17 protein-coding genes are annotated in these 20,635 nt (G+C 64.3%); 8 read left to right on the top strand and 9 right to left on the bottom strand.

The features are described from left to right. The first annotated feature begins 27 nt into the window (after positions 1 to 27). The gene (locus tag O3303_RS01305) at positions 28 to 1,668 is read left to right on the top strand and encodes a flavin monoamine oxidase family protein (RefSeq protein ID WP_269560266.1); all 1,641 of its coding nucleotides are present in this window, start codon (positions 28 to 30) and stop codon (positions 1,666 to 1,668) included. A gap of 72 nt (positions 1,669 to 1,740) precedes the next feature. Further along, positions 1,741 to 2,811 (top strand): hypothetical protein, encoded by a 1,071-nt coding sequence (locus tag O3303_RS01300; RefSeq protein WP_269560265.1) that lies wholly within the window; start codon positions 1,741 to 1,743, stop codon positions 2,809 to 2,811. A 134-nt stretch (positions 2,812 to 2,945) separates the two neighbouring features. Here O3303_RS01300 and O3303_RS01295 read toward each other — a convergent pair whose 3' ends face one another. The 6 genes from O3303_RS01295 to O3303_RS01270 form a co-directional block, all read right to left on the bottom strand. Then, the gene (locus O3303_RS01295; protein WP_269560264.1) at positions 2,946 to 3,224 is read right to left on the bottom strand and encodes a hypothetical protein; all 279 of its coding nucleotides are present in this window, start codon (positions 3,222 to 3,224) and stop codon (positions 2,946 to 2,948) included. 128 nt (positions 3,225 to 3,352) lie between these two features. Further along, positions 3,353 to 4,264 carry a DUF6929 family protein gene (locus O3303_RS01290; RefSeq protein ID WP_269560263.1) on the bottom strand — a complete coding sequence of 304 codons (912 nt, stop codon included), beginning with the start codon at positions 4,262 to 4,264 and terminating at the stop codon, positions 3,353 to 3,355. A gap of 106 nt (positions 4,265 to 4,370) precedes the next feature. Then, a complete protein-coding gene (locus O3303_RS01285) occupies positions 4,371 to 6,422 on the bottom strand; it encodes an RICIN domain-containing protein (protein ID WP_269560262.1) in 2,052 nt (683 codons plus the stop codon). A gap of 131 nt (positions 6,423 to 6,553) precedes the next feature. Further along, on the bottom strand, positions 6,554 to 6,676 hold the full coding sequence (locus O3303_RS01280; RefSeq protein ID WP_269560261.1) for a hypothetical protein: 123 nt from the start codon (positions 6,674 to 6,676) through the stop codon (positions 6,554 to 6,556). Between the two features lie 474 nt (positions 6,677 to 7,150). After that, positions 7,151 to 7,831 carry a response regulator transcription factor gene (locus O3303_RS01275; protein WP_269560260.1) on the bottom strand — a complete coding sequence of 227 codons (681 nt, stop codon included), beginning with the start codon at positions 7,829 to 7,831 and terminating at the stop codon, positions 7,151 to 7,153. Positions 7,832 to 7,945: 114 nt separating this feature from the next. Beyond that, positions 7,946 to 9,778, bottom strand: coding sequence for a tetratricopeptide repeat protein (locus O3303_RS01270; RefSeq protein ID WP_269560259.1), 1,833 nt, complete (start codon positions 9,776 to 9,778; stop codon positions 7,946 to 7,948). Positions 9,779 to 10,093: 315 nt separating this feature from the next. Here O3303_RS01270 and O3303_RS01265 point away from each other — a divergent pair, with 315 nt between their 5' ends. Beyond that, entirely contained in the window at positions 10,094 to 10,318 is a 225-nt protein-coding gene (locus tag O3303_RS01265) for a hypervirulence associated TUDOR domain-containing protein (RefSeq protein ID WP_269560258.1), read from the top strand. An 82-nt stretch (positions 10,319 to 10,400) separates the two neighbouring features. Here the strand turns inward: O3303_RS01265 and O3303_RS01260 are convergent, their stop codons facing one another. Next, positions 10,401 to 11,984: an amino acid permease gene (locus tag O3303_RS01260; protein ID WP_269560257.1), complete on the bottom strand. Its 1,584-nt coding sequence runs from the start codon at positions 11,982 to 11,984 to the stop codon at positions 10,401 to 10,403. A 203-nt stretch (positions 11,985 to 12,187) separates the two neighbouring features. On the opposite strand from O3303_RS01260, the gene O3303_RS01255 reads away from it, so the two are divergent. The 4 genes from O3303_RS01255 (at position 12,188) to O3303_RS01240 (ending at position 15,857) form a co-directional block, all read left to right on the top strand. Further along, positions 12,188 to 12,613 (top strand): DUF4890 domain-containing protein, encoded by a 426-nt coding sequence (locus O3303_RS01255; protein ID WP_269560256.1) that lies wholly within the window; start codon positions 12,188 to 12,190, stop codon positions 12,611 to 12,613. A gap of 207 nt (positions 12,614 to 12,820) precedes the next feature. Beyond that, on the top strand, positions 12,821 to 14,197 hold the full coding sequence (locus O3303_RS01250; protein ID WP_269560255.1) for an MBL fold metallo-hydrolase: 1,377 nt from the start codon (positions 12,821 to 12,823) through the stop codon (positions 14,195 to 14,197). Positions 14,198 to 14,316: 119 nt separating this feature from the next. Next, positions 14,317 to 15,549 carry an exonuclease subunit SbcD gene (gene sbcD / locus O3303_RS01245; RefSeq protein WP_269560254.1) on the top strand — a complete coding sequence of 411 codons (1,233 nt, stop codon included), beginning with the start codon at positions 14,317 to 14,319 and terminating at the stop codon, positions 15,547 to 15,549. A 71-nt stretch (positions 15,550 to 15,620) separates the two neighbouring features. Next, positions 15,621 to 15,857, top strand: a complete 237-nt coding sequence (locus tag O3303_RS01240; RefSeq protein WP_269560253.1) for a hypothetical protein — start codon at positions 15,621 to 15,623, stop codon at positions 15,855 to 15,857. Positions 15,858 to 15,988: 131 nt separating this feature from the next. Here O3303_RS01240 and O3303_RS01235 read toward each other — a convergent pair whose 3' ends face one another. Both O3303_RS01235 and O3303_RS01230 read right to left on the bottom strand, forming a co-directional pair. Further along, positions 15,989 to 16,480, bottom strand: coding sequence for a nuclear transport factor 2 family protein (locus O3303_RS01235; RefSeq protein WP_269560252.1), 492 nt, complete (start codon positions 16,478 to 16,480; stop codon positions 15,989 to 15,991). An 8-nt stretch (positions 16,481 to 16,488) separates the two neighbouring features. Then, the gene (locus O3303_RS01230; RefSeq protein WP_269560251.1) at positions 16,489 to 16,992 is read right to left on the bottom strand and encodes a hypothetical protein; all 504 of its coding nucleotides are present in this window, start codon (positions 16,990 to 16,992) and stop codon (positions 16,489 to 16,491) included. Positions 16,993 to 17,155: 163 nt separating this feature from the next. Between O3303_RS01230 and O3303_RS01225 the strand changes: the two genes are divergently transcribed. Next, entirely contained in the window at positions 17,156 to 20,584 is a 3,429-nt protein-coding gene (locus O3303_RS01225; RefSeq protein ID WP_269560250.1) for an AAA family ATPase, read from the top strand. Positions 20,585 to 20,635: the final 51 nt, after the last annotated feature.

Genomic DNA, 20,635 nt, shown 5'->3' with positions numbered 1-20,635 from the left:
AATTACTAAGCACTAAGCACTAAACAAATGCATTCCCGCCGACACTTTCTGCAACGGGCCGCGCTGAGTGGGGCGGGGCTGCTGCTGGCGCCGCTGGCGGGGCTGCACTCCTGCGCGCCGGGCACCGGGCGCAGCCACATCCGGGGCAGCCTGCACGGCGCCAATCACGCCACCGGCCACCTGCTGCGCGACCCCGCCCGCCTGCCCGCTCCTACCCGCACCCAGACCGTGGAAGTGCTGATTGTGGGCGGCGGCATTGCCGGCCTGGCGGCCCGGCGCGAGCTGCAGCGCCAGGGCCTGCGCTCCGAGCAGGTGCTACTGGTGGAGCTGGACGAGGCGCCCGGCGGCAACTCCCGCGCCGGCCGCAACGCCAGCGCCGCCTACCCCTGGGGCGCCCACTACCTGCCCGTGCCTGACCCGCGCAACCACGCGCTGCTGGGGTTTCTGCAGGAAGCCGGCGTCATCACCGGCCTCGACCCGGCTTCCGGTTTGCCCATTTACAACGAGTACCACCTCTGCCACGACCCCGAAGAGCGCCTGTACCTGCGCGGGCAGTGGCAAAACGGCTTGGTGCCGGAACTGGGCGTGCCGGCCGAGGAAAAGCAGCAGATTGCCCGCTTCTTCCAGCTGATTGAGGAGCTGCGCAAAGCTGTGGGGCAGGATGGGCGCGACGCCTTCCGGATTCCGGTGCAGGAATGTTCCCGCGACCCGCAGTTCCGCCGCCTCGACGAGCAGTCGTTTGACGCTTACCTCGATGCGCAGGGCTTCAGCAGCCCACACCTGCGCTGGTACCTCAACTACAGCTGCCAGGACGACTACGGTGCCACCACGGCCCAGGTATCGGCGTGGGCGGGGCTGCACTACTTTGCGGCGCGCAAGGGCCGCGCCCACAACGCCACCGCCGCCGACGTGCTGACCTGGCCCGAGGGCAACGGCTTCCTGGCCGAGCAGTTACGCCGCCAGGCCACCTCCCCCATCCTGCCCAACACCGTCGCCTACGCTTTGCACGACACCGCCGAGGGCCTGACCGTGGATTGCTACGATGTGGTGCAGCACCGCAGCACCCGCGTGCAGGCGCGCCGCGTCATCATGGCCACGCCGCTGTTCATTACTGAGCGGCTGCTGACCACGCTGCCCGCCGCCGCGCACCGCGCCCTGCCCTGCCACCGGGCGCCGTGGGTGGTCGTGAACCTGACCGTGACAGAGCTGCCGCAGGGCCCCGGCCAGCCGCTAAGCTGGGATAATGTGCTCTACGGCACCGATTCAGTAGGCTACGTGAGTGCCCGCCACCAGGAGTTGCGCCAGCCCGGAGCCGAGCCGCTGGTGCTCACCTGGTATCTGCCGCTGCCCGCCCTCGACCCCATTGCGGCGCGTCGCCAGGCCTACCAAACCAGCTACGACGAATGGGTGCGCCGCGCGCTGGCCGAGCTGGAAACCGCCCATCCCGGCCTCACGCCGCTGGTACAGCGCGCCGACGTGTGGGTGTGGGGCCACGGCATGGTGGCGCCCACGCCCGGCTTCGTGTGGGGCGCGGCCCGGCCGGCGGCGGCCCAGCCCTGGCAGCAGAAGCTCTTTTTCGCCCATACCGACCTGAGCGGCATGTCCATCTTCGAGGAAGGCTTCTACCAAGGGCTGCGCGCCGCCGGGGAGGTGCTGGCGGCCGGTTGAGGCCATCCGGTTTCCCGGAATCAGCCTGTTCAAAAAGCCGTATTTTCGGCCACCTTCTGGTTTTCTGCCGCCATGCCCGTACTGTCACCGCCTGCCGTTGCGCCCCGCCGCCAGCCCTGGATTCGCTCTGCGGCGTTTGATGGACTCTGGATTCTGGGGCCGCCGTTTCTGGCGCTGGCAGCCGTGGCGGCCCTGCCCAACACGGCCCGCACCACCGCCCAGATGCCGGTGTGGGCCTGGGTGGCGCTGGTGGTGCTGGTGGACGTGGCGCACGTGTACAGCACCCTGTTTCGCACTTACTTCGACCGGACGCGGCGGCAACGGTTCCGCACGCTGCTGTGGGCGGTGCCGCTGGGTTGCTACGCGGCCGGCGTGGCCCTGTACGGGCTGGGCGGCGTGCTGTGGTTCTGGCGGGTGCTGGCCTACGCGGCTGTGTTTCACTTCGTGCGCCAGCAATACGGCTTCCTGCGCCTCTACGCCCGCCACGAGCCCGCCCCGCCCCTCGCCCGCCACCTCGACACGGTGCTGATTTACGCCGCCACGCTCTACCCTCTGCTGTGGTGGCACCTAGCGCCGGGGCGCCACTTCAACTGGTTCGTGCCCGGCGACTTCGTGCAGACCGACTGGCCGGCCGGCCGCCAGCTGCTGACCGACCTGTATCTGGCCCTGCTGACAGCCTATGCGGGCAAAGAGCTGTGGCTGTGGCGCCACTCAAGCTTTTTCAACTGGCCCCGCAACCTGCTGCTACTCGGCACGGCCGCATCGTGGTACGTCGGCATCGTGCTCTTCAACGGCGACCTGACTTTCACGCTGCTCAACGTGGTGGCGCACGGCATTCCGTACCTGGCGCTGGTGTGGGCGGCCAGTGAGCCGGTACCCACTACGGCTCCGGCGGCGCGGCCCTGGTGGCACGGGCGCTACGGCGTGGCCCTGTTTCTGGGCGTGCTGGCCGGGCTGGCGCTGCTGGAAGAAGGCCTCTGGGACGGGCTGGTGTGGCGCGAGCACGCCGGCGTATTCGGCTGGTTTCAGCAGCTACCGGCCGTATCCGGCGCCTGGGGCCTCACGCTGCTGGTGCCGCTGCTGGCCCTGCCCCAGGCCACGCACTACGTGCTGGACGGCTTCATCTGGAAGCGCGGGTCCTGAACTGGTAGTAAAGACGTGTCATCCTGAGTGAAGCGAAGGACCTTATCACACTTGAACAACTGTTTGAGGCAGTTATACAGGCGTGGTAAGGTCCTTCGTTTCACTCAGGATGATAGTTGTAAAAAGGCAGGCGTTTACGCTACCTGCGCCAGCGGCTGCACTACTTCCGCGTCCAGAATCTCGACCACGAAGCCGCTGTCGGAAGAATATGATTTGCGGTAGTACACCAGCAGGTTGCGGCCCAGAGGCGAGGTTACGGTGGTAGCGCACACGTCGCCGTAGGCTTTTTCCTTTTCCAGAAAGGGCCGCAGCAGCTCGATGCTCTGCAGAAACTCCCGAGGCAGAATCCCCTGCTGCTCCTGCAGTTGCACGGCACTCACGGGGTACAGAAAACGGGTGTTGAAGACAATCATTGGAGAGAAATTTCAGGCGAAAAAAGGCACTGAATTTCAACACCATTTACCCCCTGCAAATTCCCGCCAAAGAACTATCTGTCAGATAAATTACCGTCTTCTTTCGCTTCCCTGAAGGCGCTGTTTTTTCAGGCCTGAAAGTCCACGATGACGGCCGTGGAGCCGCCCTGGTCGTCATCGGTGACGAGCAGCAGCTCGTAGCGGCCGGGGCCGGAGCGGCGGCGTACGGCCACGCTTTCCACCTTGCCCCGGTAGGGCTGGCCGTCGGGCAGCGCCAGCTGCACAAACGTGGCGGGTTTGGTGCCCGGCTGCCGCGCATCCAGCACCCCCACGAAGCTACCCAGCACAGCGCCATCCAGCACGGCATCCTGGGTGTCTTCCACTGAGGCCGTCACGAACAGCAGCTCCTCGAAGAACGTACCACCCGAAAAGCCGGCTGGCCGGCCCTCAATGGTAGGCAGCGCCACGTGGGTGGCCTGCACTGGCGGCACCTGCGCGGTGCGGTGGTACAGGTAGTCGAGCACGGCCGCCAGCGGCAGGCGGAACAGCAGGTTGCCGGCCGCCGCCCCCACCGTGCGCTGAAACAGCAGCAGTTCCATGGCGCTGGCCGCCGCCGCCTCCAGATTGAGCGTGACGCCCGCCGGCAGCAGCTCCCGCAGGCGCGCATACAGGCCGGCCATACTCACCGGATACACCGTGCTGGCCGCCTGCCCGTCCGCCAGCGGCACCCAGAAGCCGCCCTCCCGCGCCGAAGTAGCGCCCGAGCCAAAGGCCAGCAGCCCCGTTTCGTGGGTGCGTGGGTCGGTTAGGGCCGTCAGGCACTCTAGGTCGGGCTTGAGGGTTTTGGCAATGCGCCCGGTGCTGAAATGCGCCGTATCGAACAGCGTAATGTGCTGGCCGGGCTGCAGCTCCGCCGCCTCAAACTGATACAGCAAAGGCGAGTCGTCGCCGATAACGTACACCGTGCCGCCCACTATTTCCACCCCCGACGCGGACGGCAGATTAGGCAGATCAAGCTGGCGAAGAATGGTAGCGCGCATCTGGTGGATGAGTGGGTTGGTGGATGGGTGGATTGTGGTCGGATAATGAATGTACAGTTGTTCGGCTACTTGAAAACCCACCAACCCACCACTCCACTCATCCAGCTTACTTCACAATCGTGAATTCTACGCGGCGGTTGAGGCGGCGGGTTTCCTCCTTGTCGTTGCTGCCGCGGGGCTTGCTGCCGCCGTAGCCTACTACACTGAGGCGGCGCTCGGGTACGCCGCGCGTGATGAGGTAGCGGCGCACCTCTGCCACCCGGTCTTCGGAGAGCTTCTGGTTGAGGTCGGCGTTGCCTTGGTTATCGGTGTGGCCTTCCAGGCGGATGTTCACGGTGGGGTTGTCGGCCAGGGTGCGGGCCAGGCGGTTGAGCTCGGCGTAGGATGCCGGCAGCATGGTGTACTTGCCCTGGGCAAAAATCAGGGTCGGGAGCTCCAGGCTGGAGCCCACGGCGGCCGGCACCAGCAGCAAATCGATGGTGCGCGAGCCGGTCATGCGCACCGTGTCGGTGGCCGTCAGAAAGCCGGGACTGGTGGCCGCCACCCGGTAGCGGCCCGGCGGCAAGGTCAACTGAAACGCGCCGCTGCCGGCCGCGCTGCGGCCAGTGGCGTTGAAGGCAATGTCGTTGTCGAGCCGGATGACTTTCACCTCAGCGGCCAGCAGCTCGCGGGTTTTAGCGTTGAGCACGCGGCCGGTCAGCAAGGTGCGCGGCGCGGCAGCGGGCGGCGTCACGGCCACTACCGACGCCGTCGAATCGGCAGGCGCGGCCGTGGGCGGCACGCCGGCAGCGGTGCGGTAGAGGTCGGCGGGACCGTTGGGCGTGCGGGCCGAGGCATAATACGCCTGCTTGCCATCGGGCGTGAGCGAGAAGTAGGCATCGAAGCCGGGCCCGTTAAGCGGCGTGCCGAGGTTGCGCGGCTCGCTCCAGCGCATCCACGAGTCGTCGAGGCGGGTGCTCACAAAGATATCGGAGCTGCCGAAGCCGGCGTGGCCGTAGGAGCTGAAGTACAGCGTTTTGCCATCGGGCGCCAGCCAGGGCGCAAACTCGAAGCCCGGCGAGTTGATGGCGCTGCCCAAACTGCGGGGCTCACTCCAGATGCCGTCGGCGGCGGGCTGGCTGACGTACAGGTCGTTGGCTCCCTGCGAGTCGCTACGCTCCAGCGAGAGTAGCAGCACCTTTTCATCGGGTGTCATAAAGAACGACGTAGCCGGGCCGGTGCTGTAGTAGTTGGCTATTTCCAGCGGGGCCGGCCGGCTGCCTTTACTGAGGCTACGCGCTACTAAAGAGGCACTTTCGTCGCGGAAGCTGTTGTCGCGCGCATACGTGCCGCGCACCAGTAGCTGGTTGCCCTGCGGCCCCACCACGGCCATCACGCCGTTGTGCTGGGGCGTGTTGATGGCATCGAGGCGGGTGGCCGGGCCCCAGGTGCGGCCCTGGTCGGCGGAGGTGCTCACCCAGGCGTCGCCCGATTCGGTGTTGCCCTCGGTGTTGCCCGCAAAGCGAGTGCGGGCAAAGTAGAGCGTATTGCCATCGGGGGCCAGCACCGGGTGCAGCTCGTTGCCGGGCGTGTTCAGGGCTGCCACCGGCTCGGGCGCACCGTAGCCGGGCTGGGAGGCATCCACGTTGAGGCGCAGCTTAAACAGCCGCCACTGCTGCGTAGCGCGGTTCTGGGGGCGCTGCACCACCACCGGCGTGCCGTTGAACTTGTCGGAATTGGCAATAGCGGCGCACTTTTCGTTGCCGCGCACCACCAGCTGCACGCTGCCAATGGGGCCGCCGGCCACCAGCTTCCACTGCTGGTAGAAGCTCCCCGACCACGGCCGCTGCACCAGCGGCGCGTTTTCGTCGGGCTTGTCCACGGTCAGGCACTTGCCGCTGTGGCGGGCCTCAATGCGGTAGTAGTCGCTACCCGCTGCCACCCGCACAAAGCGCCACTGCTGACTGTTGGGGTGCGTAAACTCCCACTGCACCACCGCGGCGCCGGGGTCCTGCGAGCCTTTGCTGACGTCGAGCGAGCGGCCGCTGCTGCGGGCCACGATGCCGTACCAGGTGTTTTCCTCGGGGGCAGTTTCGGCGTACTGCGCCCGGAGCGGGCCGGCGCACAGCAGAGCAATCAGAAAAGTAACCAGAGAGAAACGGAACGGCAGCTGAATCATGGGCAACAGAACGGAAGGTAGGGCCCGCAAGTTAGGGCAAAACCCTCCGGCCACCGAAAAGCAGCGCGCCGCACCCCTGCAGCAGGAGCGCGGCGCGCGCGAATCAAGCGACGGGCGCTGGCCCGGCGCGGTTACTGAGGATTATGGATGTACTTGAACCGGACAAACCGATCGTTTTCGTAGATGGCGGTGAAGTGGCCGCTGCTCTGGGGCTTTTGTTCGGCTTTGCGCTCGGGCTTCGGTGTGGCGGGCATAGAGGAGGATGGGTAAATTCCGGGCATCATGCCGGGGACGTGACAGATGAAGGAGAGGATTTTTGAAGCCATGGTGTAGACGTTTGTTTTCGTGGTGCGGAGACGTGTAAGCAGAACAGTAACAGCTGATCAGGCGCTGCAGACGCTTTTTCTGATCACCGTTTCAAATGTAAAGATATTATCATTCGATTGAATGATGCTAAGGTAAATTTTTTATCAAATAAGTATAAATACCAACTTTCCCGTATATCTGCATCCGTACTGGCACGGATAAATATCTGTGGGCCAGCACGGATAGCCGCTTAACGAGAAGCACCGCGGAGCGCATACGTGTAGCATATGGAAGGATTGGCTCTCATTTATGGAGCCGGCGCGGATTTCATTATCTGACGCACAAACGCCCGCCCGAGGGCGCCATCCGCACCCAGGCGCCTGGAGCCGGCCCGCTTTTTCGGCGGTAGCTGACAGGGGCGACTAGCTGATCAGCTTATGCCGGAGCGCATACTGAATCAGGCCTATCACCGATTTGCAGCTGGTTTTGACCAGAATATTCCGGCGGTGGGTTTCCACCGTCCGCTCGCTGATAAAAAGTTGCCCGGCAATATCAGCGTTAGAAAACTCCCGGGCTATGAGCTGCAGAATCTCCTTCTCACGGCTGGTCAGCCCTACGGGGCGGTGTTCGGTAGTGGCAGCGCGGCCATTGGCCGGAGTCCGCATATTCTGCAGCAGCATGGTGCCTACTTCGGGGCTGAAGAATGTGCTGCCGGCCGCCACCGAGCGAATGGCGTTGCTCAGTTCGGCTTTGCTGGTGTTTTTTAGGAGGTAGCCCGCGCCGCCAGCCTCTAGCACTTCCGTCACCGACGCATGATCGTGCGACATACTCAGGGCCAGCACCCGCACGTCGGGGCGCTGGCCATGGATGAGCCGGGTCAGCTCCACGCCGCTCATCTGCGGCATATTCAGGTCTACAATGGCCACATTCACCTCGGGGTGGTTGTGCAGGCACCGCAGCGCTTCGGCCCCGTTGCTGGCCTGGGCCACCACCCGGATATCGGCTTCCTGGCGCAGCAGCGTCTTGATGCCTTCTATCACCAACTGATGGTCGTCGGCCAGCAGCACATGAATCCGGGCAGGTGAGGGTAGCGGTTCGGTCATGAGCAGATTGGAGCTGGCCCGCTGCACAAAGCAGACAACAGCAGTGCGTAACTCAGAAAATCGGTTGGCCGTGGGTACTTGGGCTAAGGAAGATACAACAATCAGGCTGGGTTTTCAATTGGCCGGGGCCAGCGGAATTTCTATGCTGATGCTGGTGCCGTGGCCGGGCCGGGAGTCAATGTGCAGGGTACCCCGCAGGTAGGCCACGCGGGACTGAATGTTGCGCAGCCCCATACCAGCCTCGGGCTGGCTGGCCAGTGTGGTTGGGCAGAAGCCCACGCCATTATCTTCCACCAGCACCGTCAGCTGGTGCGGCTGGCGAATGAGCTGCACCGACAGCGTAGTGGCGCGGGCGTGTTTGAGCATGTTTTGCACCAGCTCCTGCACCACCCGAAACAGGGCCATTTCCACCGCCGGGTCGAGCCGTTCCTCCAGGCCCAGCGCTTCAAAGTGAATCTGGAACCGACTGGCGCACTCTATCCGGCTCAGAAAGCTGCGCACAGCCTCGGCCAGCCCTCGCCTGATCAGCACGTACGGCGCCAAGTTGTGCGAAATGCCCCGCACCTCCCGCACCGACTCGTCCACGATGTCCAGCGCCGCCCCGAACTGTTGCTGCTGGCTTTCCCGGAGGCCGGGCTCCAGCTCCGCGCGCAGCGCCCCCAGGTTGAGCTTCACCACGCTCAGCAGCTGCCCCAGCCCATCGTGCAGGTCGGCCCCGATGCGCCTTCGCTCCTGCTCTTCGGCCGCCAGCACCTGCTCGGCGCGCAGCCGCTCCAGCTGCTGGCGCTCCTGCGCGAAAGCCACCTGCTGCTGCAGCCGGCGCCGGTTCAGCAGTAGATAGCCACCTCCGGTAAACCCCGCCAGCAGCAGCAGCGCCACCCGCGACCAGTACTGCCGGCGGGCCGCCATGGCCTGGCCCTGCTGCTCGGCCAGGGCCTGCTGGTGCAGGTATTCGCTGAAATCCAGGGCCTGCACCTGCACTTGGCGGCTGTGGTTGAACAGACTGTCGCGGATGACGGCGGCCATCAGCAGATACCGGTAAGCCTGGGCGCTGTCGGCGCGTGCGGCCATGCGCCGGGCCAGGTAGCCGCTGGCCTCAAACACGCCTTTGGCGTAGCGCCCCTGCTGGCTGGCCAGCAGCGCCTGCCGGGCATACAGCAGCACCTGGCCGGACTGCTGCCCCTGCGCCAGCCGCGCCAGCCCCAAATAGGAGCGGCACAGCGCATACGACACCGGCATGCCCTCCGACCGGGCAATGGAGCATAGGTAATAGCGGCGGGCTTCCACGGGCTGCCCGCGCCGGGCAGCAATATCACCGAGCAGCGACAGGTCGCCGATTTCGCTGTGCCGGTCGTGGTAGCGTAGGTCGTAGCGGTAGCCCTGCCAGGTGTAGTGCCACGCCGAATCCAGGCGGCCCTGTGCCAGATATGCCTGCCCCACATTGCCGAGAATAGGCGTCAGGAGCACATTGTCGTGGTGCTGCCGGGCCAGGGCCAGGGCGCGGTAGTAGTAGCGCAAAGCCGTCTGGTAGCGGCCCTGCTCGGCGTAGGCGTAGCCCAGGGCATTATCGGCATGAATGATACCACCCGCGTAGGGAATGGCCTCGGCCAGGTGCCGCGCCTGCAGCTGCGTCTGTACGGCCGTGGGGTAGTTGCCGCTGCGCAGGAAGGCCCAGCCCAGCATCAGCAGCGCCCGGCACTCGCCGGTCCGGAAGTTGAGCTGCCGGGCCAGGCGCAGGCTTTGGCGGCCATAGCGGACAGCAGCCAGCGGATCATCGTCGGTTCGGTCCCAGGCCAGCAGCGTCAGGAGCTGCACCCGGGTGGTGTCGGGTTGGCTGGTGGCCAGCAGCCGCTGCAGGCTGTCGGCGCGGGCGCTGGGCTGCCGGGCGGCCATGCCGGCCACGGCGCAGCCCAGGAGTAGCCAGATAACAGCCAGGAATTCGCGCATAGCAGACGAACGTACCATAGACAAACCTTGCGCAGCTGCCGGCCAGACAAGCTGCAGGAATAGCGGCCCCGGGGCCAGGCCACCCGAACAGGCCGGCAGCACCGATTACAGCCCGGGCACCGCCCAGAAAACACCTTCTGTAGCAGCCCCTTATGTTGAGGCCAGCTGAATTATGGGGTATATATACAACTTTCACGATAAAAAGCCGAAACCCGGCCGGCAACATCCACTGCAGCTCCCGAGTACATAGCAGCGGCCGCTGCCGCTACGGTAGTGCGCCCCCGCAATCCATCCACCCTACTGCCCCTCCCCACCATGCGCAAAGGCACCACTGTCACCTGGAAATACGGCACCGGCACGGCCACCGGTAAAATCGAGGAAACCCACAAGGAGAGCGTCACGCGCAAGCTCAAGGGCGCCGACATCACCCGCCACGGCACCCCGGATAACCCGGCCCTCGTTATCGTGCAGGACAACGGCGACCGGGTGCTCAAGCTGCAGAGCGAGGTGAAGGCCGCTTCGGCCAGCGCCAAAAAGTAGCCGGCCCACCTACTCAACCCGCACAAAAAAAGCCCGTCCGGATACGTATCCGGACGGGCTTTTCTAGTTTACAACTGCGAGGTTACCGGTTGTCTTTGTCGGGCTCGATGAAGGCTTGCTCTTCCATTTCGGTGGGCATTACCACGATGCCTTTCTGCAGCATGGAGTTGCGCTTGCCGTAGAGGAAGTACACGATGAAGCCGAGAATCATCCAGCCCAGGGCCACCTGCAGCGTGAACGAGTCGAGGGCCAGAATCATGCTCGTGCACACCAGCACGCCCATTACAGGCACGAAGGGGAACGACGGCGACGACAGCGGCGCCCGGAATGGACGGTGCTGCGCGGGGTCGGAGCGGCGCATGATCCAGATGCCGGCCGACACCAGCACGAAGGCCAGCAGCGTACCGAACGAGGTCAGGTCGCCGGCCAGCGAGCCGGGCACGAAGGCGGCAAAGCCACCCACAAACACCAGCAGCGCCAGGTTCGACTTGTAGGGCGTGTTGAAGCGCGGGTGCAGCTCGGAGAAGGCTTTCGGCATCAGGCCGTCTTTGGCCATCGAGAAGAACACGCGGCTCTGGCCCATCAGCATCACCAGGATTACCGACGAGAAACCGAGCAGAATGGCCACCGTCACGGCCGTACCCAGCCACTCGTAGCCGGGCATGTGCGCCTTGATGGCGTACGTCACGGACGCCTCGCCGCCCAAAGCTGGGTCGGCAAATTCGCGCCAGTTGGCAACGCCCGTCAGCACGTGGCCGAACAGGATGTAGAGCACGGTGCACACGGCCAGCGAGCCGAGAATACCGATAGGCATGTCGCGCTTGGGGTTTTTGGCTTCCTGGGCCGCAGTGCTCACGGCATCAAACCCGATGAAGGCGAAGAACACGATGGCCGCGCCACCCAGCACGCCACCCAAGCCATGCTTGTTCCAGGCGGTGTACTCGCGCACTACCACGCCGGCAGCGTTTTTCACGGGCTCGGCGTTGTCAGGAATCAGGTAAGGAGTGTGGTTGGCGGGATTGATGAACTGCCAGCCTACTGCAATGAACACCAGCACGATAGCCACTTTCAGAAACACCACTACGGCGTTGAACATGGCCGACTCCTGGGTGCCTTTGATGAGCAGCAGTGAGAGGGCCACAATCACCAGCAGCGCGGGCAGGTTGATGATGCCATGCTGCATTACGCCATCTACCACGGCGCTTTCGAAGGGCGAGTGGCTCAGACTATACGGTATACTGGTGCCAAAGACTTCTAAGAGCTTATTCAGGTATTCGCTCCAGGCAATGCTCACGGTGGCGGCCCCGAGGGCATATTCCATGATCAGAGCCCAGCCGATAATCCAAGCCACGAACTCACCCATGGTGGTGTAGGCGTAGGTGTAGGCCGAGCCGGCAATCGGAATCATGGCGGCAAACTCGGCGTAGCACAGGCCGGCAAACACGCAGCCGATGGCGGCCACGATGAAAGCCAGCGTCACGCCCGGCCCGGAAGCCTGGGCGGCGGCGGCGGCGGTGCGCACAAACAGGCCAGCGCCGATAATGGCGCCCACGCCCAGGGCCACCAGATTGCCGGCGCCCAGCGTGCGCTTCAGCGTACCGTGCCCGGTGGAGTTAGCCTCGCCCAGCAGTTGGGCCAGCGGTTTTTTGGCGAAAATATTTGCCATACAGGTTTGGAGAGAGAGGGGAAAAGTAGAGGTGAAACCATGGTACCAACGGCCTGCAAGCCGTTGCGAGGCCCCGAATATAGGCGTTTCTGTGCTTGGTAAGCTATCCGCTCACGATTAGCGGGCACGGCAGGGGCCGGATTAAACCCCGGGCGCCGCCGCTACTCTAACCGGCCGTAACCACACCCATAGACTTCCCCGCCATGAAAAAGATGCTTGTCCTACTCGCCGCCCTTGCCTTATCGGCCGGCACCACCTTTGCCCAAACCACTCCTGCGCCTACCACCCGCATGGGCGCGGGCCGCATGCAGGACGCCGCCCGCACCCCCGAGCAGCGCGCCGACATGCAAACAAAGCACCTCACCAAGCAGCTGGGCCTTTCCGCTGACCAGAGCGCCAAAGTGCAGACCATTGCCCTGGCGGAAAACCAGGAACTGCAGGCCCTGCGCGGCAAATATGCGTCAGCTGATACCCGCAAAGGTGCCGGCCAGGAGATGAAAGCCGTGCAGGAGAAATACGATGCGCAGCTGAAAGGCGTGTTCACGGCCGAGCAGTACGCCAAATACACCCAGATGCGCGAAGACCGCATGGACAAGCGCAAAGAAGGCCGCATGAAGCAAAAGAGCTAAGCTGCCGGTAGGCCACTTAAAAATCCCCGACCCACACCGGCCGGGGATTTTTTTGTACTGGCCGAATGCCGGCCCGGCTGGCTGCTGGCCCCGAAAACGTCCGTAGCCGGCGGCGGCCCCAGCCTGCTTCTGCTTGTTCCACTTACCTTCGGGTGATATATTTGAAGAAGTACGCCTTCGCGGCGACTCCACCACATCCTCCACCCCATGAGTCCTCTGCCCAGTAGTACCGGCTCGGTACAAATTCAGCAGTTCTACGACAAAGGCCTGGCCCACGCCAGCTACGCCATCCGCAGCGGCCGCCAGGTAGCCATCATCGACCCGGCACGCGACCCGCAGCCATACTACGATTTCGCCGACGAGCACGACGCCCAGATCGTGGCCGTTATTGAAACCCACCCCCACGCCGACTTCGTGAGCAGCCACCTGGAAATCTCCCAGGAAACCGGCGCCACCATCTATGTGAGCAAGCTGGTAAATGCTACCTATCCGCACGAAGCCTTCGACGATGGCGACCGGATTACGCTGGGCAACATGGAGCTACACGCCCTCAACACCCCCGGCCACTCCCCCGATTCCATCAGCGTGCTGCTAATGGACGAGCTGGCCCAGACCCGCGCCGTGTTCACCGGCGACACCCTGTTTGTGGGCGACGTAGGCCGCCCCGACCTGCGCGAGTCCGACCTGGTAGGCGGCCACAGCCGCGAGGCCCTGGCGGCCCAGCTCTACCATAGCACCCGCGAGAAGCTCATGACCCTGCCCGCCACCACCAAAGTGTACCCGGCGCACGGCCCCGGCTCGCTGTGCGGCAAAACCACCAGCACAGACCTCGACAGCACTATCGGTAAGGAGGTAAAAACCAACTACGCCCTGCAGCCCATGTCGGAGGCCGAGTTCATCAAGGTGCTGCTCGAAGACCAGCCTTTCATGCCCAAATACTTCGGGCACGACGTAGTGCTTAATCGTCTGGGTGCTTTGCCGTTCGAGGACAGCATCCGGGCCGTGCCGCGCCTGTTTCCGGACGCCGAGCTGGAGGCCGGCGTATTGCTGATTGACACCCGGCCTGCCGCCGAGTTCCGGGCCGGCCACCTGCCCGGCGCCATCAACCTGATGGACGGTGGCAAGTTTGAAACCTGGCTAGGCTCCATCATCGGGCCGCAGGAATCGTTCTATCTGCTGGCCGACTCGCAGATTGCCCTCGACACCGTGATCCGCAAAACCGCCAAAATCGGCTACGAAGGCAACGTGCGCGGCGCCATTCTTACACCGCGTGAGCTACCGGCTACTTCACCGGCCGTGGACGTGGAGCAGGTTCGGCAGCAGCCCCAGGGCTTCACCATCGTGGATATCCGCAACCGCGCCGAGGCCCAGCAGCCGGTCTTCGACAATGCCCTGGTGATTCCGCTGCCCGAGCTGCGCGAGCGGGCCCACGAAATCCCGACCAATAAGCCCGTGCTGGTACATTGTGCCGGCGGCTACCGCTCGGCGGCCGGCGTCAGCATCGTGCAGGCGGCTCTGCCGGGCGTGGCGGTGTATGATCTGGGGGAAGCCGTTACGTCGTTTCAGACTCAGGCAGTTCATTAGTCAGTTTCCGCAGAGGGCGCAGAGAAAGGCGCAGAAGTCGCAGAACGTGCTGCGGCTTCTGCGCCTTCTTCTGCGCCCTCTGCGGGAACTACCGTCCGGGCTATTTCGATTACGACACCATGCGCGTACTACACACCGCCGACTGGCACCTGGGCCAGCGCTTCATCCAGGGCCACGAGCGCACCGACGAGCACCGCCACTTCCTGGACTGGCTGGTGACCACCATCCGGGAGCAGCAGGTGGAAGTGCTGGTGATTGCCGGCGACATTTTCGACACCGGCTCGCCTTCCAACCAGGCCCTGGAGCTATACTATTCCTTCCTGCTCAACATTCGCGGCACCGGCTGCCGCGACATTGTGGTGGTGGGCGGCAACCACGATTCGCCGGCCACCCTCAATGCGCCGGCCCGGCTGCTGCGCCACCTGCGCGTGCACGTGGTGGGCTGCGTGCCCGACTGCTTCGAGGACCAGGTGCTGGTGCTGGATGATGCCGCCGGCCAGCCCGGCCTGGTGGTGTGCGCCGTGCCCTTCCTGCGCGACCGGGACGTGCGCCTCTCGGTGCCCGGCGAAACGGCCGAGGAGCGCGAAGCCCGCATCAAGCAGGGCATTGCCGACCACTACGCCCGCCTCGCCGAAGTGGAGAAAGTGTGGCAGCTCAAAGACCTGGGCCTGCCCGTGCTGGCTACCGGCCACCTCTACGCCGCCGGCGCCGCCCCCTCCGACTCCGAGCGCACCATCCACGTCGGCAACCTGGGCCAGGTGACGGCCGACCACTTCCCCACCGTGTTCGACTACGTGGCGCTGGGCCATTTGCACCGGCCGCAGCGGGTGGGCGGCCGGGAGCACATCCGCTACTCGGGCTCCCCTATTCCGCTGTCGTTTTCCGAGCTTGATCATCCTAAGGAAGTGCTGCTGCTCGATTTTGTCGGCGGCAAGCTAGCCGCTCTGCAGCCCCTGCCGGTGCCCGGCGCGCGGCGGCTGGTGCGCTTCCACGGCACGCTGGAGGAAGTCACGCAGGGCCTTACCACCTACGACAACGCCGGCTACCTGCTCCCGGCCTGGGCCGACGTGCAGATCCACTCCGAGCTCACCCAGCTGGAAGTGGCCGACGCCCTGCTCCAGGTGATTCAGACCCTGGACCGCCAGCAGCTGGAGGTGCTGGCCCGCCGCCACCTGCGCCTGATCAAGCTCCGCGCCCTCGGCACCGACGACGCCGAAGCCGACGAACCCCTCACCCCCAGCCTCCACGACTTCACGGAGCGCGAGGTGTTCGGCCAGCGCCTCGCCGCCGAGCCCGAAGCCAGCCGCGCCGAGCTACTGCGCACGTTTGATGAGCTGCTGGAGAGTATGTGAATACGATGGTAAGGAGCAACCGCCGGCCGCAGGCTTGCGTTATACAGCCTCTACTCTTTTTCCTGTCACTCATGAGCATCTTCGGTTCTGACCGCCCCAGCGGTACATTAGGTGGCCTGCTAGCAGGCCTATTCGGCAGCAAAAAAGCCGAGAACCCCGCTTCCGACACGTATGGCAATACTGCCCGGTCGGGTGGCGTTGGCCGCAAGCTGGCTACCGGCGCACTGCTGGCCGCCGGCGCGGCGTACCTCTACAACCGCAACAAGAAAAAAGACATCAGCGCCCCCAGCTTCAACCCGAATCTGTAAGCAGCCTGCTGCCTACCACCGAAAAGCCCCACTCCGGATTGCCATTGGCTTCGGAGTGGGGCTTTTTTGTGGCTGATTGCGGCCGCGCGGCCGTGCCGGTCAGGTACACTGGCAGGGTGTGGCCGGGCGCCTTAGTGGTCGTAGCTCACTACCCGCGTCACCTGCCACCGCCCCTCTTTCAGGCGCCACACCATCATATTCTTGAACGTGCCGCAGTCGTCCTTGCCGTTTTCGACGTGGCAGAACCGGTGCTGGTAGGTTTCTACCGCGCCATAGCCATTGATGGGATACACTTCCAGGGTACCGGGCACCAGCTGGCGGTTCAGGCCGGTGGTTTTGTTTTGCTCGAACAGGCGCCGGAAGCCCTCCATGGATTGCTGGAAATTAGCCAGGCCGCCTTTGTCGTGGTAGAACTCCAGGTCTTCGGCGAAGTAGGTTTGTAGCTGCGCGAGGTCGTGGCGGTTGAACGCCGCGAACATGAGGCTGTCCTGCCGGGCAATGGTGGCGTAAAGCTCTGGCGAAACCGGCGAATACGCCGGCTTGGCGACGGCCGAAACGGGGCGCACCGGCGCACAGGCCCCGGTGAGCATCAAAAGCAGAATGGCAAGCGGCAGACGGTTCATCGGCTTTGCTATTGTTTCTTGACTACTATCGGACTTGGACCGGCTTCATAATATGCCAGAATTCTCTCTACTTCGGTGGTAGTCAGCAGTTGCAGGTTAGCGTTACGCTTAGCTTCGGCTGCAGGCATCATAGAGCGCATCAACAGCAACGTAAATGCTTCTTTTCTATGAGGCAAGCCGAGTGGATGAGACTGGTTGCTCAGGTAGCGTGTATAAGCGGCAGCCATCATTTCCCACACGGCTATTTCCCGGTCTGGATGAACATCACGCTGAAAATTGTTGATGGTTTCGGCTAAGCTGACCGGATATACCTCGGCAAATGTGGCTTGGATACGTGTAATCTGCTCCACTTGCTGTTTCGTCAGCGAATCGTGTACAACGGTTCCAATATGGATCTGCTTCGTGTCAATTGTCTGAACATCACCCTTGCCTACTTCTGGGGTGGAAGAATCTGGTTGGCATGCACCTAACCACAAGCCTGAGCATAACAGTAATACAGTCGAAAATTTCATAGCGGCCAAGATACTGTGCTGAATCTGGCCAAGGCGCCCAACTCAAAGGGCATGATTTTCAGAGAAGGTATTGCCCGCAGGGCCAGTTACCTTTGCAGAAGCTCAAATTAGTGCTTCCGCTTATTGAAATTCGTGGCAGCTACCCGTTAGTCGTTGCCTCTCCATGAAAATTCTCCGCGTCCGTTTCTTCAACCTCAACTCCCTGCGCGGCGAGCATACCGTGGATTTCAGCCAGACGCCCCTCTCGGACGCGGGCCTGTTTGCCATTACCGGGCCCACCGGCGCGGGCAAAACCACTATTCTGGACGCCATTACGCTGGCCCTCTACGGGCAGGTGCCGCGCCACGAGGCCACCGGCCCCGAGCACGTGATGAGCCACGGCACCGGCGAGAGCTGGGCCGAGGTGGAATTTGAGGTGAACGGCCAGCACTACCGCTCCAAATGGGGGCAGTACCGGGCCCGCAAGCGGCCCGAAGGCAATCTGCAGCCCCCCAGCATGGAGCTGAGCGAGCGAAAAATGGCCGACGACGGCACCGAAACCTGGCCGCTGCTGGAGGAAATGAAGCGGCAGGTGCCCGTGCGGGTAGCCGAACTGAGCGGCCTGGAATACAAGCAGTTTCTGCGCTCGGTGCTGCTGGCCCAGGGCGACTTCACCCGCTTTCTGAAGGCCCCGGCCGGCGAGCGGGCCCAGTTGCTGGAGAAAATCACGGACACCAAAAAGTACTCCGACATCTCGCGGGCGGCCTTTGAGCGCGCCAAGCAGGAAACCCAGCAAGTAGAGCAGCTGCGCGCCGGGCTGGCTGGCGTCACGCTGCTGTCGGCAGAGGAAGTGGCGTTTCTGGAAGACGAGGTGCAGGAGTTTGCGCGCCAGCTGGCCACCGCCACCGCCGCCCAGGAGCAGCTACGTGAAGCCCGGCAGTGGCACCTGCGGCTGCAGGAGCTGCACCGCAACGTGCTGGCCACCCAGCAGCGCCAGCACCAGCTAAACGGGCAGGCCGAAACGTTGGCCCCACTGCGCCAGCGCCTGGCTTTGCACCAGCAGGCCGCGCCCTTCGCCACCGACTACGCCCTGCTGCGCCAGCTGGAAGCCCAACTCGGCCGCCTGCGCCAGGAAACCCAGCAGCTCCAGACGCAGCTGCCGCAGCTGGAGCAGCGCCGCGCCACCGCCGAAGCCACCCGCACTACCGCCCACCTCGCCTACGACCAAGCCACCAGCACCCGGCAGCAGCAGGAGCCACGACTGCGCGAAGCCGAGCAGCTGGATTTGCTGATGGCGGAAGCCCGGCAGCGCCTCGACAAAGGCAAGCAGGAATATCAGCAGCGCAACACGCTGTGGAAAGAGCAGAACCGGGAAGCGGCACAGTCGGCCGAGCAGACGCAGGTGCAGGCCCGGCAGGCCCAGGAGCTGCGCGAGTGGCTGCTCCGCCGGGCGGTGCTGAGCGGAGCCGCCGAAGCACTGGCGCCGCTCAGTGGCTACCTCCAGGATTGGCAGCATATTCAGGCAGAAATAGCCGAGCTGCAGCAGGCAACCGGCAAATGTCAGCAGCAGCTGACGGCCGCCACCGCCACTGAAACCAGCAATACCCAGCTGCTGCAGGAAGCCCGGGCGCAGCTTGCCGCTACCACCACCCAGCAGGCCGCCGCCGCCGCCCTGCGCCACGACTGGCACCAGCAGATTACGCACCACGTAGCCCGGCTTCACCACGAAAACACAGCGCTAGAAACCAGCCTCCACGACCTGCGCCGGCTGATGCAGGCGCACCAGCTCATTCTCACGCACGAGGAGGCCCGCCGCCACCTCACGCCCCATGAGCCGTGCCCGTTGTGTGGTGCGCTGGAGCATCCGTATGCCGCCGGCGTATTGGGTGTCAGCGAGGCCTCGGTGCTGCGCGACCAGGCGCGGGAGCAGGAGCTGACCCAGCAAATGGTGGCGCTGAAAGGCCGCCTCAACCGCCTCGTCAGTATTGGGGGGCTGCTGGAAACTGAGCTTGCGCCACCGGCCGAAACACCGGTTATCCGGTTGCTAACCGAAGCGGAAGAAGCCACGGTGCCCGCTACGGTGCGCGGCCTGGTGCAGGAAATCCGCACCCTGGAGCAGCAGCAGCAGCAGGCGCTGCTCACCCAGACCAAAGCTGAAACCGACCAGCAGCACGCCCGGCAGCAGCAGCAGCAGCTCCGCCAGGAGCTGGAGCGCCTGACGGCCCGGCTGCAGGATTCGCAGGAGCAAGCCCCGAAAATCAAGGAGCTCATTTCCAGCCTCCTGCTTTCATTCGGCTTGAAATTTTCGGGTGAAAATGGCCCCGAGTTGGTGCGCAGTCTGGAAAGTGCGGGCACTGAATTTCGAAGCAAGCAGCAGGAAGTGGATAAGCTTGAGCGGGAACTGGACCTGAACAAAGGGCGCGCCGAAGCCGCCACCCAGCGCCGCGATGAGCTGCAGCAGTGGCTGACGGCCCGGCTGGCAGAACTGACCGCTGAGCACGAAGCCATCCAGCAGCAGCAGCAGCAGCGCCACGCCCTGCTACCCGATGCCGACCTGGCCGCCGTGCGCCAGCGCCTGGAGCAGGCCGTGCGCACCACTGAAACCCAGCGCCAGCAGGCCGAGCAGCAGTTTCAGCAGCAGGAAACGGCCGCCACGGTGGCGGCGGCCCGCCTGCAGCAGCTCACCCACGACACCGCCCAGCAGCAGCAGGCGCACTCCGCCAGCACAACGGCCCTCACGCAGGCCCTGCAGGCCGCCGGCCTCGCCCCCGACCCGGCCACCCTGCCCGCCCTGCTCCTGCCCGAAACCGAGGCGGCCACCCTGCAGGCGCAGCTCAGCCGCCACGAGCAGGAAGTAGCACTGGCCGCCCGCACCCTGCTGGAAACCGAGCAGCAGCTGCAGCAGGAAGAAGCCCGCGCCCTCACCACCGAGCCGCTAGACGCCTTGAACCACCACCTGGAAACCAGCAGCCAGCAGCTGGCCACCCTCAACCAGCAGCTGGGCCAACGCCAGGAGCGCCTCGGCAGCCACCGCTCCGGCCAGGAGCGCCACGCCACACTGGCCGCCCAACTGGAAACCCAGCAGCAGGAAGCACGCCGCTGGCGGCAGCTGGCCGAGCTGATCGGCTCGGCCGACGGCAAAAAATTCAGCGAATTCGCCCAGGGCCTCACCCTGGCCCGCCTCGTGGATCTGGCCAACCGCCACCTGCACCGCTTCTCCGACCGCTACCGCATCCTGCGCAACCCCGACCAGCACCTCGACCTGCTCATCCAGGACGAGTATCAAGCTGGCGCGGTGCGCACCATGAACTCGCTGTCGGGCGGGGAAAGCTTTTTGGTAAGTCTGGCCCTGGCGCTGGGCCTCTCGGAGCTGGCGGGCCGCAAAACCCAGATCGACACGCTGTTCATAGACGAAGGTTTCGGCACGCTCGACCCCGACACGCTGGACATTGCGCTTTCGGCGCTGGAAATGCTGCAGGGCACCGGCAAAACCATCGGCATCATCTCGCACGTGGAGGCCCTGCAGGAGCGCGTCAGCACCCAGATCAGCGTGCGGAAAGGGGCCGGCGGCATCAGCTCCCTGCAGGTGCTAGGGTTCAACGGGGCATTGTAGCAGAAGCCCGAAAAACCCGCAGAGCATTCTGCTGAATGGTATTTGCTTTCT

Origin of the sequence: Hymenobacter canadensis (assembly GCF_027359925.1) — a bacterium.
GTDB lineage: Bacteria > Bacteroidota > Bacteroidia > Cytophagales > Hymenobacteraceae > Hymenobacter > Hymenobacter canadensis.
The sequence above is the reverse complement of the archived record's forward strand: the minus strand, read 5'-3'. Positions and strand labels throughout refer to the sequence as shown.